This is a genomic window from Deltaproteobacteria bacterium (assembly GCA_026388545.1).
Lineage (GTDB): Bacteria > Desulfobacterota > Syntrophia > Syntrophales > UBA2185 > JAPLJS01.
Window position 1 is genome coordinate 1 of sequence record JAPLJS010000043.1, and the last position, 16304, is coordinate 16304.

18 protein-coding genes, 1 tRNA gene and 1 pseudogene are annotated in these 16304 nt (G+C 47.0%); 9 read left to right on the forward strand and 11 right to left on the reverse strand.

What is annotated here, in order from left to right; all coding sequences use genetic code 11:
• The 5 genes and pseudogenes from NTW12_04290 to NTW12_04310 all read right to left on the reverse strand — a co-directional run.
• On the reverse strand, positions 1–321 hold a 321-nt coding region (locus NTW12_04290; GenBank protein ID MCX5845566.1), incomplete at its 3' end, for an RNA-binding protein.
• A gap of 102 nt (positions 322–423) precedes the next feature.
• Positions 424–624 (reverse strand): cold-shock protein, encoded by a 201-nt coding sequence (locus NTW12_04295; GenBank protein MCX5845567.1) that lies wholly within the window; start codon positions 622–624, stop codon positions 424–426.
• Between the two features lie 291 nt (positions 625–915).
• Positions 916–1179, reverse strand: a complete 264-nt coding sequence (locus NTW12_04300) for an RNA-binding protein (protein MCX5845568.1) — start codon at positions 1177–1179, stop codon at positions 916–918.
• A gap of 101 nt (positions 1180–1280) precedes the next feature.
• Positions 1281–1708 (reverse strand): annotated as a pseudogene (locus tag NTW12_04305) (peptidylprolyl isomerase).
• A 542-nt stretch (positions 1709–2250) separates the two neighbouring features.
• Positions 2251–3156: a patatin-like phospholipase family protein gene (locus tag NTW12_04310; protein MCX5845569.1), complete on the reverse strand. Its 906-nt coding sequence runs from the start codon at positions 3154–3156 to the stop codon at positions 2251–2253.
• A 505-nt stretch (positions 3157–3661) separates the two neighbouring features.
• Here NTW12_04310 and NTW12_04315 point away from each other — a divergent pair.
• A complete protein-coding gene (locus NTW12_04315) occupies positions 3662–3904 on the forward strand; it encodes a hypothetical protein (GenBank protein MCX5845570.1) in 243 nt (80 codons plus the stop codon).
• Between the two features lie 123 nt (positions 3905–4027).
• Here NTW12_04315 and NTW12_04320 read toward each other — a convergent pair whose 3' ends face one another.
• Positions 4028–5722 carry a transglutaminase family protein gene (locus NTW12_04320; protein ID MCX5845571.1) on the reverse strand — a complete coding sequence of 565 codons (1695 nt, stop codon included), beginning with the start codon at positions 5720–5722 and terminating at the stop codon, positions 4028–4030.
• Between the two features lie 19 nt (positions 5723–5741).
• The gene (locus tag NTW12_04325) at positions 5742–6332 is read right to left on the reverse strand and encodes a hypothetical protein (protein MCX5845572.1); all 591 of its coding nucleotides are present in this window, start codon (positions 6330–6332) and stop codon (positions 5742–5744) included.
• Between the two features lie 467 nt (positions 6333–6799).
• Here NTW12_04325 and NTW12_04330 point away from each other — a divergent pair, with 467 nt between their 5' ends.
• Both NTW12_04330 and NTW12_04335 read left to right on the forward strand, forming a co-directional pair.
• Positions 6800–6997 carry a hypothetical protein gene (locus tag NTW12_04330; GenBank protein ID MCX5845573.1) on the forward strand — a complete coding sequence of 66 codons (198 nt, stop codon included), beginning with the start codon at positions 6800–6802 and terminating at the stop codon, positions 6995–6997.
• Between the two features lie 103 nt (positions 6998–7100).
• Complete coding sequence (locus NTW12_04335) at positions 7101–8123, forward strand: tetratricopeptide repeat protein (protein MCX5845574.1); 1023 nt, start codon at positions 7101–7103, stop codon at positions 8121–8123.
• Between the two features lie 4 nt (positions 8124–8127).
• Here NTW12_04335 and NTW12_04340 read toward each other — a convergent pair whose 3' ends face one another.
• The 3 genes from NTW12_04340 to NTW12_04350 all read right to left on the reverse strand — a co-directional run bounded on the left by NTW12_04340 (position 8128) and on the right by NTW12_04350 (position 10993).
• The gene (locus tag NTW12_04340; GenBank protein ID MCX5845575.1) at positions 8128–8643 is read right to left on the reverse strand and encodes a hypothetical protein; all 516 of its coding nucleotides are present in this window, start codon (positions 8641–8643) and stop codon (positions 8128–8130) included.
• A gap of 24 nt (positions 8644–8667) precedes the next feature.
• Positions 8668–9849 carry a PilT/PilU family type 4a pilus ATPase gene (locus NTW12_04345; protein MCX5845576.1) on the reverse strand — a complete coding sequence of 394 codons (1182 nt, stop codon included), beginning with the start codon at positions 9847–9849 and terminating at the stop codon, positions 8668–8670.
• A 61-nt stretch (positions 9850–9910) separates the two neighbouring features.
• Positions 9911–10993: a type IV pilus twitching motility protein PilT gene (locus tag NTW12_04350; GenBank protein MCX5845577.1), complete on the reverse strand. Its 1083-nt coding sequence runs from the start codon at positions 10991–10993 to the stop codon at positions 9911–9913.
• 284 nt (positions 10994–11277) lie between these two features.
• Between NTW12_04350 and NTW12_04355 the strand changes: the two genes are divergently transcribed.
• From NTW12_04355 to NTW12_04365, 3 genes are all read left to right on the forward strand, one after another.
• Positions 11278–11353: transfer RNA gene (locus NTW12_04355), tRNA-Ala, on the forward strand.
• A gap of 172 nt (positions 11354–11525) precedes the next feature.
• Positions 11526–11753 carry an antitoxin, RHH family protein gene (locus NTW12_04360; protein ID MCX5845578.1) on the forward strand — a complete coding sequence of 76 codons (228 nt, stop codon included), beginning with the start codon at positions 11526–11528 and terminating at the stop codon, positions 11751–11753.
• A 3-nt stretch (positions 11754–11756) separates the two neighbouring features.
• Positions 11757–12032, forward strand: coding sequence for a type II toxin-antitoxin system RelE/ParE family toxin (locus tag NTW12_04365; protein ID MCX5845579.1), 276 nt, complete (start codon positions 11757–11759; stop codon positions 12030–12032).
• A 554-nt stretch (positions 12033–12586) separates the two neighbouring features.
• Here the strand turns inward: NTW12_04365 and NTW12_04370 are convergent.
• A complete protein-coding gene (locus tag NTW12_04370) occupies positions 12587–13627 on the reverse strand; it encodes a deoxyhypusine synthase (protein MCX5845580.1) in 1041 nt (346 codons plus the stop codon).
• Positions 13628–13755: 128 nt separating this feature from the next.
• Here NTW12_04370 and xseA point away from each other — a divergent pair, with 128 nt between their 5' ends.
• Genes xseA through NTW12_04385 form a run of 3 tightly spaced genes read left to right on the forward strand, consistent with a single transcriptional unit; the run spans position 13756 to position 16244 of the window.
• Positions 13756–15108 (forward strand): exodeoxyribonuclease VII large subunit, encoded by a 1353-nt coding sequence (xseA, locus tag NTW12_04375; protein ID MCX5845581.1) that lies wholly within the window; start codon positions 13756–13758, stop codon positions 15106–15108.
• A gap of 4 nt (positions 15109–15112) precedes the next feature.
• Positions 15113–15349 (forward strand): exodeoxyribonuclease VII small subunit, encoded by a 237-nt coding sequence (locus NTW12_04380; GenBank protein MCX5845582.1) that lies wholly within the window; start codon positions 15113–15115, stop codon positions 15347–15349.
• Positions 15336–16244: a polyprenyl synthetase family protein gene (locus NTW12_04385; protein ID MCX5845583.1), complete on the forward strand. Its 909-nt coding sequence runs from the start codon at positions 15336–15338 to the stop codon at positions 16242–16244. The genes NTW12_04380 and NTW12_04385 overlap by 14 nt, the downstream gene beginning before the upstream one ends.
• The last annotated feature ends 60 nt before the right edge of the window (positions 16245–16304 follow it).

Consider the following 16304-nt stretch of genomic DNA (forward strand, 5'->3'; position numbering starts at 1 on the left):
ACCACTACGTCCACCTCTGAATCCACCGCCGGAGTTGGACTGGTGTGGTCTTGCTCGTCCTCTATCGCTATCCTTTTTCGGTCTGGCCTCACTGACGACAATTGTGTTTCCGTCAAGCTGGCCGCCATTGAATTTTTCAATAGCTTGTTTTGCTTCCTCTTCAGATTCCATCTCAACAAATCCGAAGCCTTTGGATAGTCCCGATAACCTGTCTTTAATGATATTTACCGATAGAACTGTACCGGCTCCGGAAAAATTCGCCTTCAGGTCATCCTCTGTCACTTTGGCAGATAGATTTCCGATGTATAGTTTTTTGTTCATTTTTATCTCCCCTCAGTTATCTGCATAAAAAAGATCCGCAAAAGGAAAGAGGCACCCCGCTCAGGTGTTTACAGGGGTGCCTCTTTTTTGCAAAATACCCGCTTACACGGCCTTTACATTAACAGCAGACGGACCTTTCGGACTTTGCTCGACGTCAAATTTGACGCGCTGGCCCTCAGATAACGTCTTAAAACCACTGTCCTGAATAGCACTAAAATGAACAAATACATCGCCACCTTCATCATTGGCAATGAATCCGAAGCCCTTCTTCTCATTAAACCACTTAACGATTCCTTCTGACATTGTTTGCATCCTCCTTTCTTAGATTTTTCAAAAGTTGGATTGCCACTATGACAGAAAGAACAGTCCACCATAACTTTGATGAGTATGGTGGTTAACATAATACTTCAAAATGCTTATACCCAACTTTTATAATACCCCCGACTGCATAATCAGTTTTTTTACTTAGGGGTATAAATATTTATTATGACCTTTGTTTAAAGTCAAGTCTTTTCTATAATTATGCTTTCGCGTATCTTGCTCAAGATCAGTAGATAAACCGGCGTTCATTTGAGTTTATCCAGTACCGCGTTATTACCTTCTGAAATCCCTTTTTTGCTTGCCTCGATCCGGGAGTGCCTCACTGATCTTTAAGGATCGTCCCTTGAAGTCAGAGCCGTTGAGTGCTTTTTTGGCCTTTTCAGCTTCTGATTGATTGGACATCTCTACAAACCCAAATCCTTTGCCCTCGATGATATTAATGTGAAGTACCTCTCCATAGTTGGAAAAAAGTTCCTGAATCTGATCAATGGTCACCGAGTAACCGAGATTTCCGACGTAAAGCTTGCTTCCCTGCATTCTAACCCATCCTTTCTTGTTTTTTTATTCATTTCTAACAGTTTCGGATCTGATATTCTCACCTCTGGTCCGGAGAAGGAATAGTATTTTGGACATATTGATCAGTTAATTTCCAGGAGCTGGATCTTGAAAATCAGATCCTTCCCTGCCAGTGGATGATTTCCATCGAATGTCACACTTGAGTCGGATGCCTCAAGTACGGTAACTTCGATATGTAGCCGTCATTTCGACGGAATCGTAACACCTGGCCGATACTCGGTTGAAGGTCTGCCGGAAGCTGGTCCCGGTTGAAAACTACCACCATTTCTTCAAGGTGCGGTCCATAGGCCTTGTCGGATGTGATTATGGAAGTTTTTGTTTCTCCCGGGTTCATTCCGATGACAGCATCTTCAAACCCAGGAATGACCTGCCCTCCACCGATTGTAAATTCCAGGGGGTCACAATCCAGGGATGAATCGAAGACCGTACCGTCATCCAATGATCCTTTGTAGTGAACCTTCACATTATCACCTGTGTTTGCCTGTTTCATTCCTTAAATCCGTTCCTTTTTTAAAAGTGTTGCCTTTGGGCGGAAAAGAAGCGATCATCTCTGTTACAGGCATTCCTCGTAATGGATGTTTCCTCTCTGCCAAACATTAACATAGGCCATTGAATATCAGGATGCCTGGAATGCCGCTTCTCCGTGGACCATCGTGTCCCCGGAATCTTCCCAATTTTTTCTGTCCATCGAGAATGATAAGAGGATTGGCGAAATGGACCAGGTTTCTTTGGAAAAGGTATATTCAGACAGGCTGGTCAATAATGGATTATATTAATAAGAGCGGTAGTATGCTGACATGAATAACGTGAATGGTCAAGTTTTTTTATTAAATGAGTGCTTGATCGGTCAATGAATCATGACCCGTGCTAAAAAAGCCTACCTACGTGCTTGAGTCTTTTTTTCTTTTCCCGGTAGAACAGTTTAATGGGGATGCCCCAGGTCTTCAGACGCTCTTTCATGATGCGGGAGAAGAAACGTCTTCCTCTTGCATTGGCGCCCCCGGCACAGCGCGCCGGTAGATCTATGTTTTTCTAAAGTCTGCCTTCCTGCCTGAGTTTTGAAATAATCTGATTAATCTTTGGCAACGCTTCCATTGCTGCTTTCTCTCCTTCAAGGATGGCTTCGTGCCTCTTGGAGAAATCGGCTGATCCTATGTGTCCCACATTAGGAGTGATTACCACATCTGCCCTGCCGATTTGTATCTGAGACATCTTAGCGTACATGATACTTATCGATTGCAATATCGTTTCTATAGTACTCTGGGGGGCAGTACTACCAAGACTTGAGGAGATATCCACGGCGATGACAACATCGGCGCCGTATCTCCTTGCGGCATCGACGGCCAGAGGGCTTGCGACACCTCCATCCACATACGTCTTGTCTGCAATTTTCACAGGCCTGAATATGCCGGGAATTGAACAGCTTGCCCGTACTGCCGTTCCCGTGTTGCCTGTACCGAAGACGATCTCTTCACCGGTTTGTATGTTAGTGGCAACGGCGTGAAAAGGGATCTGCAGTTTTTCAATGGCAGTATCTTTCAGTGCCCAGTTTACATAGCTTTCCAATTTCTCTCCCTTAACAAATCCGTTGTCAGGTATCGTCAGGTCTACAAGATCTTCCCTTTGCAGTGCAAAGGACATCGTTTGCAGCTGATAGGCATCGTATCCGTACGCGTAAAGACTCCCCACAAAACTGCCGACACTTGTGCCGACTATCATGTGAATCGGAATTTTATTGAATTCAAGGATCTTCAGGACGCCGACATGCGCAAATCCCTTGGATGCACCTGCTCCGAGAACCAGTGCTATCTTTGCGGGCTTAGGCGATGGCTGAAGTGTGGGTTTGGGTACGCATGAGACAATAACCAGGAGGAAAGCTATGAAGACGGTTAATAATACATAACGGTTCATTCTGTTCAAAGAGTTGGGATACTGCATAGTCTACTGTACCTCGAATTGTTTTTTGATAGGAAATTCCTTTTCGGTGGATTCAGTATAGGTGAAGTAGTCTTGTGTGTCAAAAGAAAAGGCCACAAAACGTCGCGGCAGGCAGATTCTTTGTGCGCGAGGTTTATTGATAATTCCGATGGAGAATGGTATTCCCTTTCTTGACACATTAAATTCGGTCTACTATAGTGTACTTTCTCGTTGACGTTGGGTAATAAATACAAAGACATGCAAATGACAGTATCTGGAGAAAAATGTTCACATGACGGGAAACGATAAAGCGTGCAAGATATGCGGAAAACCGGAGGTTTTCGTAACATGTTCACGGTGCGGGATTGAAACATGTGAGAAATGCACGCGCTATGAATTAATAATTTCAGGATGCTGTTTTATTTCACCGACATACTACTGCATTAACTGCGTCCGTGATTCTGCGCCTAATCAGAGCGCTGTGCTCGGAGGGCCGGAAGGATAAGATAATAAGGAGTAAGGAATTATGGAAATATTAAAAACTTTAATCCTCGGTTGGTCCCTGGTTATATCGTCTACCCTGTTTTTTAAGGGTGCCAATGGCGCTTCCGTCTTTGCCGCGGTCCTGTACCGGAGCACAGAGCAGGAAACCTCCCTCTTATGGATTACCCCCATTTATGTTTTCGGTGTCTGGCTTATTGGCTGTCTGATAATCGGTTCCCTTTATTTAATCGTAAAAAACATACTCAATCGTGTCACTGATAAGTGAGCTTTGAATCCTTAAGAGAGCGCATTCCCCGAAACTTGCTTCGGGGTGAGCAGGGAAAAAGTTGCTTTCGTAATAATAACAAATAAATTTTGACATTCCCTTTAATCCCTCAAGCGGGGTTCTTTACTTAACCGTCAGACCAATTACCCGGTAATTAAATTCATAGTTCAGGGCGCCGCTCCAATCATCCTGGAAAACGCTTTTATAACGTGTGCCATCGACAGGTCCGACCGGTTTCCCGTAGGTATAAAACCAGTTGACGATGGGACTTCCCGTGAAACCCAGTGCTATCCAGTAAGATCCGGGCATGAGAACCGGCTTGTCCCGGCTGAAATCAAAGTCCGCCCATCGGTATCCCGGTTTAAGGGAGAACTGGTCCAGGTTAATAAAGTCACTGGTACTGATGGGCTTTCCGGGCTTACCCTGGTTATCTTCAAAGATATCTATCCAGAGCGAGCCTTCGCCACCGAAATTGTGCAGGGCTAAACCGATCTTCTGGAGTTTTACAGGTTTTTTCAGGACGACAATCTGGGCATACTGGGTAAGGTTGGTGGTCACATATTCTGCCGTCTCCACGAGAAAGTTCCGGGACATCTCAAATTGATTTGTCCCCGAGGCTTTTGTTACCCGTGGGAATGCAAAATCTATATTCTCAGGAAATTCTAAGTTGCCGAAAACGAATGGTACTTTAAAGCGGAGTTGCTTTTTCTTCTTTTCGGTGATCACCGGAGGCGGCGGGGGTGGTGGAAGTACTTCGATCTGTTTAAACTCCGCCTTCACAAAGGGAGAAAGGAGGAGGTTTTTGGGGCCATAGGTCTGCCGGTTTCCCTTGACATTAACCTGGTCGCTGTTAAAATTGCCGGCGATAGTCTCCTGGAGTTTTGGTCTCTCGGCTTCTTTGAGCTGTGCCCACTTTAAAAGCCCATCGTTTTTCGTCTCATTGTTATCAACGCCAACCTCTATACGAAGGTAACGAGTTGAGACGAAAAGCATGGTATTCTGGGGATCGAGAGGTACCCAGCCGAGTTCCGGAAACCAGACCTCAATCCATGAATGGCGGCCCTGACCCATCTTGAAGGTTAGCGTTCCTTTCTGCCATGCGATATCAAAAGGCTGGTTGAATGTGACACCGTTGACAATGCGGACAGGTATACCGATAGCCCGGAGTAGCGCGGCGCTCAGATGGGAAAAATTCTGGCAGTTACCCTTGCCGGATTCTAGCGAATAGATGGCATCGTACCTGGCGGGAGGGTTTACGTAGTGGACGTTATCCACTACCCAGGAAATGACACGCTGCACCGCATCGAACTCGGTTTTGACGCCTGATGTGAGCTGCGTTGCCAGTTCACGGATGCGGGGATTATCGGATTGCACCTGTTCTGTTGGTTTGAGGTAATCTTTAAATTCCGGGCCTACGTTTACAAGAGGGAATGGCTCCTGTGTCGTAAGAGAAGGCAGCTTTGTTTCACTGAGCGCGTTGCAGGAAAGCCGCACGTCGATGATATCCGGTGGCTTTATCCATGTTGCAACGATAATCTTGTTGCCCCGCCCGTCAGTATGACTTGTTCTCTCTTTGGGTTCAGGGGAAAAAGTCAGGCTAAACTCTTTGATTTCCTGACGAGAGGTGGGAGATTGGAAACTCTGGGGTACTACAAAGCTAAGTACCATCTTCTGGATACCTCCGCCTGCCGTAACCTGTTCCTGGAGCTCATAACGTATATTCGCCCCCATGTCTCCTTTGACGGTATAGTTTTCGGCCGAGGACGCGACAGGCCATAATAAGATCATGCCGAGGATGGTACCGAGCAGTTTTTTCATCGTTTCTCTCCTTATCAAATCAAAACGCAGCTGGTTTACAGATCACTTCCTTAACCTTCAGGTCAAAGATAGAGGAGCTGTTAGCAGGCTGAAGGACCAAGGCAGCATCAATCCCCCTGGCAGTTCCTCCCATGGAGATGATATCCTCATCGGTTCTCACGAGGCCGGCATCTGCGGCCATCAAGGCCAGTTCTATGGCGACCTTGACACCCTGACCGAATATTCTCAGTGTGTAGGCCATAATTTCATCTACCTGATATGTGGCAAGCATGTTCCTAACGCCACGGCCGACTCCACCGAAGGCGTGCTGGCAGGTAAGAACGGTAACACCATGCGATTCCAGCTCCCGCCGATCCTTTTCATCGAGTTCCTGAAAGTTGGGTTTTGCGTACCCTGTAACATGGGTAACGGCGACGATTTTAATGTTTTTGTCGAGAAACTTCAATGCTTCAAAGGCGGTTCGCCCGCTGCATGTGGCGATAAGGACCGTTCCTATCGAAAGCTCCTTCGCCCTTCTGGAGACGGCTTCAAGGACTGCATTTGTATTTTTCCCTCCCGGTTTAATGAAGTAACGGCAGGGTATGTCGTGGTACAGAGACGATTCAGCCATGATAGATAACCTCCATGAAAACTCACCTTTTCTCGACAATGTGTAGTTAGTGTCCCGTTCCTAACGATTCTTTACATCGAGGTACCTCTGTCACTACGCAGAGGCGGGGAACTATAAAACAAAGACTGGGTGCCGCATCAAGTGCGGCATGACATAACACTATGTATATAGGCAAGCATTCGCTGTGTGTCAATCAAAAGTTGAGATATCTGTCCCGGATAAATGATCATCGATCGGGAAGACACTGATCCTTCAAAATAACATTTGACAAAACGGTTTAAGTGTATAGGTTAGAAATAAGTTTTTATTAGACTGACACAAGTCAGTCAATCTGAAAGGAGTTAACCATGTTACAAGTAACCGAAAAAGCAGTAGAAATGATAAAAGACTTTCTCAAGGACAGGGGTGAGGAGCATATCATCAGGTTCATGATGAATGAGGGCGGGTGATCCGGTCCCTCCTTGGGCATGGCTCTGGACGAGCCAAGAGATGGTGATGAGATATTTAAAGAAAACGGGATTACCTTCCTGATCAACAAAGAAATATTTGAACTGGTGAAACCAATTACAGTAGATTTTATCAGTACACCGCGGGGAAGCGGATTCAAGGTGTCATCCAGTCTGGAAACCGGCAGTTCATGTGGAAAATCGTGCAGCAGTTGTTAGCATGACAGCGGATGATCTCTTGAAAGGTCGTAAACTAAGATAAACAATGATCGGCTTCCTAAAAAGCTCCGAAGCAAGGCGTGCGAGTCGCAAGGAATGAGGCGTGCTGAGACGTACGCCGTATAGCCTGCCCCGGCGCAGGCAGGGGGACTTTTTAGGAAGCCGTCACAGAAGGCTTATGAGTGAAGAAAGGAAAATAGATTATTTTCTCCACCTTGCCGATGATTTAATGAAAGCAAAGCGGTATGATGCTGCTGTCATTCTTTATCGGAAGTTAGTTGATATGCATCCAGGTGAGGATTCCTTTCTTCTTTCATTGGCGTGGGCCTATCATGACAGCGGTAGGCTGGATGAGGCTGTCGATTGTTTTGAGCGCCTTCTCAACCGTGAACTGCAGCGGGAAGTCTTTACCGGGTTTGCCTTTGATGAGCTTGTCCGGATTTTTAAGGAAAAGGGAGAATACGAACGCCTCGTTGGTGTTTGTGAAAGAGTGGTTGCCATGCAGCCGGATGATATCGCACTCCTTAGTGATCTCGGCGACGCCTATCTCAAGGCGGGCAGGCCAAGTGATGCTGTTAAAGTGTTTGAAAAAATGATAGAGATGGAACCGGATGCATCAGTAACGTATTGCAGTCTTGGGAATGCACTCATTGCGACAGGGGCCTTTGATGGCGCCGAAGAGGCGTACAGGAAAGCGGTTGAGATTGATCCTTCAGAGGCTGGTTCCTTTTATAACAGGCTGGCTAGTGCTTATTTCAATGCGGGACATGCTGAAATGGCAGAAAGGACTTTCAGAAAATGTCTCGAATTCCGATTTGATGAACCCATGTACCACTGCGGCCTTGGGGATGTCTTGGTGAAACAGGGAAAGATTGACGATGCCGAGGGTGCATACGAAAAAGCCGCTCAGCTTGATCACGCTTCTTCAAGTGCTTACTACAACAGATTTGGAAACACCCTCGCCCGGGGAAATTTCTACCTTCAGGCGATAGAGGTTTTCAAAAAAGCCATTGCTGCAGATCCCGAAAACCCCTTCTATTATATCCACCTTGCAGAATCGTATACCGCAATCGGCCTTCCCGATATGGCGGAAAAAACGTATCGTAAGGCTGAGTCTCTCAGGTGAAAAATCAGATCCGTCCCTTCTTTTTCAGGGTTTCTTTATAGACGTAGTAAAATGCCTCATGATCGGCGATGGCACCCTTAATAATCGTAACGGCATCATCGATGTTTTTCGCATTGATAATAAGATTGACACTATTATTAAAGGCGGCCATGTTATCCATGGTACGAAATCTGTTACTGATCATGGCTACAAAAATCTCTCTGCGTGTACTCATATTAAGATTGGCCAGATAATTGAGTACTTCATTATTAGCAGGGTTATCGGTGTCGAAGTTTTCATTAACTATAACAACATTGTATGTGTGATATCGCATATTTTTGAGAGCATCTTTTGCAGATGCCGCTTCGGTGATCTGGTAATCCAGGGATTGCATCGCAGCAGGGAGCTTCTCTTTAAGAGAGGCATCAGATTCGCATATTAAGGCTGTTCCAACATCCGCTCCCACAAAATCAAAAGGTCTGTCCGACGCGTCGTATGTTTCTGATAGAACTTCGCTCGTAAGGGTTTTTTCTTCTTCCATGGCATTCTCCTTATACGCTTTTACTTACCACGGTTTTTTTTTGGGTTTACCGTAACCCTTGTCGACTTCAAGCTTACCTAAGAGATCTGTCGTAGCCTGTCCTCTTTCACTCTTTACGGTGTCAATGCCGCGGCCTACTATTCCCTTGTTGGATGCGTAGGCCTTGGCAGTATCTTCACTAATGAGTCCCTGCCTGTATAAATCGACGATGTAATCATCAAATGTAATCATGCCGAAGGCCTTACTGGCCTCGATAATCTCATAAAAGGTTTTTCCTTCTGACTCACCATTCAGGATGGAATCTCTTACCCGGATGTTGGTACCCAGTATTTCAAAGGCTGCTACACGCCCTCCACCCTCTTTGGGGAGAAGCCGCTGGCAGACGATCCATCGAACTGTGTCGGCAAGGCGTATGCGAATCTGGGTTTCTTCTTCCTTAGAGAACATGCCCAGGATACGATTAATGGTATGGCCGGAATCAATCGTATGGAGTGTACTCAAAACGAGATGTCCTGTTTCTGCCGCGCTGAGGGCAATTTCTACGGATTCCCTGTCCCTCATTTCTCCGACGAGGATAACCTTAGGGGCCTGCCTTAGAGCTGCGCGGAGTCCAGTGGCAAAAGTGTCAAAATCTTTACCCAATTCTCGTTGGTTGAACGTTGATTTCTTGTGGGGATGGGAAAATTCCACCGGGTCTTCGAGAGTAACGATATGCACGGATTTCTGCTCGTTCATATCGTTCAATACTGCTGCGAGCGATGTTGATTTACCACTGCCCGTTGCGCCGGTGACAAGGATAATCCCGTTCTGTTCCTGGCTCATTTTCGAAAAAGCCTCAGGTAAGTTCAATTCGCTACATGTGGGAATTTGGGATTCCAGTTTTCGAAGGACGATGGAGTAGTTATCCCGCTGTGAAAAAATGTTTACTCTGAAACGGGCCCTTCCCGGCAATTCGTATGAAGTATCACATGACCCCTCGTTCAGAAGTATCTCTGTCAGGCGGCGGTCCCTATTAATCAGGTTCAGTGCAAATATTTCCGTCTGGAAAGGGGTTAAGTTGTTGAAAGGCGGGTCAAAATTGATGGCGTTTAATTCCCCTGAACTCACTACCTGGAATGGTTTACCAACAGTAATGTTCAGGTCAGAGATGTCTTTGTGAGAATCCAGCATCCTGTTTAATATATAATCGATTTCCTGTTTTCTCATAGTGCATTCCTCAAAATTGATAGGTTAATACCTTTCGGAGAGTAAATCCCCGAACAAACCTTTATGCTTCTGTAAAATCAGTCGGCGGGACTTTTAAAAGGGGTCTGAATCTCGTTTTATCGTTGGCTTTCATATATGCGTCCTCCGCGCCGATCCATCCCCTGTTGACAAGCTCAAAAATACCATCATCCAGCAATTGCATGCCGTACTTCTTGCCTGTTTGAATCATCGATGGAATCTGGAATGTCTTGGCTTCCCGGATGAGATTCCGGACAGCTGAGTTGGCGATCATGATCTCCAGGGCGGCGCAGCGCCCTTTCCTGTCAATTCGCTTGAAAAGAACCTGGGAAATGACCGCCCGGATTCCATCCGCCAGGGTGGATCGGATCTGCATCTGTTCCTCGGCGGGAAAAACCTCAATGATCCGGTCAACCGTTCTGGCGGCGCTTGAGGTATGCAGGGTGGCAAAAACCAGGTGTCCTGTGTTTGCCGCTTCGACGGCGAGCGATATGGTTTCCAGATCCCGCATTTCACCGACGAGAATAATGTCCGGGTCCTCACGAAGGGCTCCGCGAAGCGCCGCAGCAAAGCTCTTGGTGTGGATGCCGATTTCTCTGTGATTTATGATACAGCTCTGGCTTTGGTGAACAAATTCAATAGGATCTTCAACCGTGATGATGTGATCTTTTCGGTTACGGTTTGCTTCATCGATGATGGCGGCAAGCGTCGTCGATTTTCCGCTTCCCGTCGGGCCGGTTACCAGCACGAGTCCCCTCGGCAGAGAGGCCAGCTTGGAAATAACGGGAGGAAGTCCTAACTCCTGGACAGAAAGTATTTTGCTCGGGATTTCCCTGAAAACTGCCGCCACACCATATTTTTGCTGAAAAAAATTGGCTCGGTACCTCGCAAGATTCGGTATTTCATATGCAAAATCCACATCGCCCGTTTCTTCGTATTGTTTGATCTTGTGCTCGGGCGCTATTTCATACAGCATTGCTTTGAGTTCGTCATTATCCAGTGGGTTGTATTTTATCCGCTCCATATCTCCCCGTATCCTGAGGGCCGGCTGCTGGCCCGACACGAGGTGGAGGTCTGATGCGCCCTGTTCATGCATCAGTTGAAAAAAGGCGTCAATTTTTGCCATAAAAAGGCCTCCTTGGTAAATTTAGAATGTTCTGTAGTGTGTGTACATTATTTATCTTTTCATGATCGGGATTATGAATTTATGGACGTTTCGGTAGAGTGGAATTTCACTTTCTCAATTCGTCAGATTTCGATTCCACGTGGCGGATTATAGGGGAAGGATATATGTTTGTCAAGATGAAAAGCCTTTAGTAACTATTGCTTGACATATGTTGCCGGGATCGTATATTATTCCGCTCACCAATTCTTGGAGGTTCGCGGCCGGACGGGAATTTGAAATAGTGTGGGGATGTAGCTCAACTGGGAGAGCGCGGCGTTCGCAATGCCGAGGTCAGGGGTTCGATCCCCCTCATCTCCACCAGATATAAAGACGGGTTGTTTTTTGTAAATCGTACAGAAAACAGCCCGTTTTTTTTTAGAATTACATACCATGTCATCCACAGTCAGTTTACCATGGGATCCTTAGTAACACTTTTAATTTGCTTCTATGGAACAGAAGTGTTACACTCTATCCTTAGAAAGGAGGGTTGTAAATGCCGACAAAGAATCCAAGAATCAACATCTCCGTTGATCAGCCCCTTTACGGTTTCATGCAGGGTCTTGCTGAAGAGACGGGTATGTCAATGTCTATGCTGGCCCGTGATCTGATCAGGGAGGCCCTGGAATTGCGGGAGGACTCGTTACTTGCCGTTTTCGCAGAGAAAAGGGAAGAGAGTTTTGATCCCTCCACTGCCTTGTCTCACAAACAGGTCTGGGAATAAATAATGACATTCCTTTTACGCTATCATCCCGATGTGCGCGAAGTTGACCTGCCCCTGTTGGATGAACGAATAAAAACTCAGATCAGGAAAGCTATCGAAAAGCGACTGCAGAAGGCCCCCCAGGATTACGGCGAACCCCTGCGGAAAACCCTGAAAGGCTACTGGAAACTGCGGGTCGGTCACTACCGCGTTGTTTATAAGATTTCAGGTTCCGAAGTCCGGATTCTGGGGATCTGCCATAGGCGGGACGTTTACCGTAAAATGTTCACAAGGGCGTAAGATACGCTTCCCGGTCACATCCGCCGGGATGCTGCCCAGGGCCGAATTGATCACAGGAGACGACGATTTCAGACAACTGGAAGGTGAGATTAAAATTCTCCGGATTGACTGATTGCGATTTAACTGAATTTTCTCTGCAAAGCCGGTGATTGACGCAGTCACGTGTGTACCTAACTTCCTAAACTCCACACCCGCTTATCTTACTGGATTATACATGATTACAGATGGGAATGATAATCTCCTGGGTGCATCTTATTTTTCAGTTAACATCAAAATCGCCTTGAAATTTGATAAGTTTAGGTCGCAAAGGGGTCAAATCTGGGTCGCAAAGGGGTCAAATCTGCCTTTGACCTTTGTAAATTGCAGACGGAATACTGTGTTGCACTTTGAAATTGAATGCACCTGAAATCGTTCCTTCACCCCCATTGTATCACTGCTTATAAGTGGTAAGCCTCACCTAATCCCAAATCGAAAACCCTTGATTTGTAGGTAACAGCGTTATTCAGGATCAGTTCAGACGATATCTTTAAGGACAGTGGTTGTTCGTTCTTTTTTTAGAATATCTTTGCGAACTGCCGCTTCGGTCTCGTTTTCCAGTTTCGCTTGTGATAGGCGTAGCTTGCGAGCAACGGCAATACGGAAGTTGCCTCGGCATAGACCATCTGCTCGCAGGCCATGTCCACTTTTCCCCATGACGTCGCTTCCTTCAGCGTGGAGCTGGAACAGGCCCCATCCCTCACATCAGCCACGGTGATCTGCACGGCATATTTGTGCATGGGAGCATCAAATCCCAGGATTTCGGCACAGATTACCGTATCCTGGGCAAAGTTTTTTGGTACCCCTCCGCCGATAATAAGAAGTCCCGTCGTCTCCGCTTTTATCTTAATCATGGTCAATTCGCGAAAATCTTTTACCGCATCGATGGAAACGTGCTTTTCAGGACGCAGGTACTGGTGGAGGACAAGGCCGAACCCGGCGCTGCTGTCGGAAAAAGCGGGGCAGAAGATCGGGACGTCATGTTCATAAGCGACCTGTACAAGTGAATCCTTCTTTACGGCGTGCGTTGTCAGATATCTTCCCATCTCATGGATAAATTCCCGGGAGGAATAGGGAACCGGCGGCAGGGAATCTGCTATCTCTTTGATCGTTTTGTCACAGGTCTGGAGCTCTTCCTCATCGATAAAGGTATCGTATATCCGATCAATATATAAATTTCTCAGCGCCCGGTCATCACCATGCGGCGTACCCTGGTAGTGCCTGAACCCCAGAGCCTCAAAAAAATCCATGTCGACGATCGTTGCACCTGTGGCGACAATTACGTCCACCATGTTGTGTTTCACGAGGTCCGCATAGATCTGCATGCAACCCGCGGCGCTCGTGCTGCCTGCTATGGTGAGAATGACGGTGCAATTGTTGTCGGTGAGCATCCTGTCATAGATATCGGCGGCCTGGGCTAAGTCTCTTGCCGAAAAAGACATGCCCCGCATGGCATCAATGATATCCACGGCATTAAATGATTTAATATCAATGTGTTCAATCGGCGTCTTCAGATAGTCTTTCTTTTCCATACTCTCCTCGGTAAACTTACTGATCATTTTTATCCCCGGATTATTAAACCATGGTCATAGAAATGTCAATTAAGACTTTGAAGTCGACCAGTTCAACCGTGGTTCAATCAAAATCCATCTTGTCATTGGGTTGAATATCTGGTAGTTGCACATCAATGAAGGAAATACTTACCGTTACGCAGTTAAATGAAAATATCAAGCGCCTCCTGGAGACGAGTTTCGATAATCTCTGGGTGGAGGGAGAGGTTTCCAATCTGCGCCGGCCCGCATCCGGCCATATATACTTTACCCTGAAGGATGAGAAGAGCCAGATCAGGGCAGTCATCTTCAGATCTTTCCCGGGACAAAGACCGTCCTCATGGGCCAGAATTCCACAGTTTGATCTTGAAGAGGGGATGAGCGTCATCTGCTACGGAAGGCTAACTGTTTATCACCCGCGAGGCGAATATCAGTTGATTGTGGAGACTGTAGAACCCAGGGGTCTCGGCGCCCTCCAGAAGGCATTTGAACAGCTTAAAGCCCGCCTTCAGGCCGAGGGCCTTTTTGATCCCGCCCATAAAAAACAGATTCCCTTTCTACCCCGCAGGATCGGAGTGATCACGTCTTCGACGGGAGCGGTAATCAGGGATATCCTGAATATCACGCGGCGGCGGTTTTCTTCTGTTGATATTCTTATCGCCCCGGTGAGGGTGCAGGGTGCAGAGGCGCCTTATGAAATCATCAGGGCCATCGCCGATATGCAGGCTGTTGGAAATATTGATGTGATTATCATAGCCAGGGGAGGAGGGTCACTGGAGGATCTGGCCCCCTTCAACGATGAGGGGGTGGCCAGAGAGATGTATCGTTCCCGGATCCCCATCATCTCCGCAGTCGGTCATGAGATCGATTTTACTATCGCGGATTTCGTAGCGGATCTCAGGGCGCCAACTCCTTCGGCGGCAGCCGAGTTGGTTGTTCCGGTAAGAAGAGAACTTATCGTTTCACTGGAAACCCTTGAGATGAGATTGATCAATCATCAGCGCCGGTTATTGGCAAAGCTTCGTGAACAGGTGATATTGTCGGAAGGGCGGGTAAAAGACCCGAAGAGAAGGATTGCCGATCACCGCATGATGATTGACGACCGCCTGGACAGGCTTAAATTGAGTCTTGATCATAAGCGGGCCATACGGAGGCCTAAACTTCACAATTGTGAAGTTCGCCTGCACCATGCAAACCCTCTTTTGAAGATCCGCGATCATCGGTTTATCCTTGATAATTTAAGAAAGAATGTGATAGCCGGATGGCATGATGTGGCGGAACGCCTCAAGGTACGGGTGGCAACAAACATGGTCCTCCTGGATACATTAAGTCCGCTGGCTGTCCTGAAAAGAGGGTACAGCATCGTAAAAAAACTTCCGGAAGGTTTTATTGTAAAAGAGGCTGCATCGGTCGCTGTCGGCAGCAGCGTGGACGTTAAGGTTTCGTCGGGAGGCTTTCGGGCGAAAGTAACGGATGTTCATCAGGAGTAAAAATATGGCTAAAGATAAGTTTGAAGAAGCACTGGGAAGATTGGAAGACATTGTAAAAAAGATGGAGGCAGGGGATATGACCCTGGAAGAATCTCTCAAGGCTTTTGAAGAGGGGATAAAACTTGCCCGTTTATGTTCCCGGAGGCTTGATGAGGCGGAAAGACGGGTAGAAATACTGCTCAAGCAGGAAGAGGAACCGGTTGTCAAACCTTTTCAGGTGGAAGAGAATGAATCCGAATAATAACAGCTTGTTGAGCGCATATTTAAAGGCGAGAAAGAAGATTATCGATGAGGCCCTTGAGAGATACCTGTCCGGAGAGGACAACTATCCACCGGTGATTTTCAAAGCAGTCCGGTACAGTGTCTTTGCGGGAGGAAAAAGAATCAGGCCGATCTTATGCATGGCGTCTGCAGAGGCAGTGGGAGGCAATGTCGAATCGATCCTTCCTGTGGCCTGTTCATTAGAGCTTATCCATACCTATTCCCTCATCCATGACGATCTTCCCGCCATTGATGATGATGATTACCGGAGGGGGAGGCTTACGAGCCACAAGGTTTTCGGTGAAGATATCGCTATTCTGGCCGGGGATGCCCTTTTGACAGAGGCATTTCGCCTGATGTCGGAGAGAACCCTGATGGACAAGATTCCGCCTGAAAAGTTGCTGGCCGTGATCCATGATGTTGCCGAGGCGGCGGGATATTTCGGTATGGTCGGAGGTCAGGTGGTTGATGTTCAGTCGGAGGGAAAGGACGTTGACAGCGAAGTCTTAAACTATATCCACACACGGAAAACGGGTGCAATGATTACTGTTGCAGTGAAGGCCGGGGCACTATTGTCAAATGCCGGTGAGGTCGAAATCAATGCCCTTATATCATATGGACGGCATGTAGGGCTTGCCTTTCAGATAGCCGATGATATTCTTAATGTCGAAGGGGACAAGGTATTACTCGGAAAAGGTACGGGGAGCGACGCGAAGCGGGGTAAGGTTACATACCCTGCCCTGATGGGTCTTGATGCGTCCCGGAAAAAGGCCGCAGACCTTGTTGAAAGTGCGCTCTCTGCGATAAAGAACTTTGATCACAGGGCCGAACCGTTACGGATGATTGCCGGATATATCGTGGAGAGAAGGGCATAAATTAGTGAAAAATTCAGAAGACAGGAGACAGAATACAGAATACATCTGGATTCGAATTTG

Bases quoted from the DNA above. Each gene is read 5' to 3' on its own strand.
- NTW12_04295 (MCX5845567.1), bottom strand. From the start codon at position 624: ATGTCAGAAGGAATCGTTAAGTGGTTTAATGAGAAGAAGGGCTTCGGA.
- NTW12_04300 (MCX5845568.1), bottom strand. From the start codon at position 1,179: ATGCAGGGAAGCAAGCTTTACGTCGGAAATCTCGGTTACTCGGTGACC.
- NTW12_04310 (MCX5845569.1), bottom strand. From the start codon at position 3,156: ATGCAGTATCCCAACTCTTTGAACAGAATGAACCGTTATGTATTATTA.
- NTW12_04315 (MCX5845570.1), top strand. From the start codon at position 3,662: ATGGAAATATTAAAAACTTTAATCCTCGGTTGGTCCCTGGTTATATCG.
- NTW12_04320 (MCX5845571.1), bottom strand. From the start codon at position 5,722: ATGAAAAAACTGCTCGGTACCATCCTCGGCATGATCTTATTATGGCCT.
- NTW12_04325 (MCX5845572.1), bottom strand. From the start codon at position 6,332: ATGGCTGAATCGTCTCTGTACCACGACATACCCTGCCGTTACTTCATT.
- NTW12_04330 (MCX5845573.1), top strand. From the start codon at position 6,800: ATGGCTCTGGACGAGCCAAGAGATGGTGATGAGATATTTAAAGAAAAC.
- NTW12_04340 (MCX5845575.1), bottom strand. From the start codon at position 8,643: ATGGAAGAAGAAAAAACCCTTACGAGCGAAGTTCTATCAGAAACATAC.
- NTW12_04345 (MCX5845576.1), bottom strand. From the start codon at position 9,849: ATGAGAAAACAGGAAATCGATTATATATTAAACAGGATGCTGGATTCT.
- NTW12_04350 (MCX5845577.1), bottom strand. From the start codon at position 10,993: ATGGCAAAAATTGACGCCTTTTTTCAACTGATGCATGAACAGGGCGCA.
- NTW12_04360 (MCX5845578.1), top strand. From the start codon at position 11,526: ATGCCGACAAAGAATCCAAGAATCAACATCTCCGTTGATCAGCCCCTT.
- NTW12_04365 (MCX5845579.1), top strand. From the start codon at position 11,757: ATGACATTCCTTTTACGCTATCATCCCGATGTGCGCGAAGTTGACCTG.
- NTW12_04370 (MCX5845580.1), bottom strand. From the start codon at position 13,627: ATGATCAGTAAGTTTACCGAGGAGAGTATGGAAAAGAAAGACTATCTG.
- xseA (MCX5845581.1), top strand. From the start codon at position 13,756: ATGAAGGAAATACTTACCGTTACGCAGTTAAATGAAAATATCAAGCGC.
- NTW12_04380 (MCX5845582.1), top strand. From the start codon at position 15,113: ATGGCTAAAGATAAGTTTGAAGAAGCACTGGGAAGATTGGAAGACATT.
- NTW12_04385 (MCX5845583.1), top strand. From the start codon at position 15,336: ATGAATCCGAATAATAACAGCTTGTTGAGCGCATATTTAAAGGCGAGA.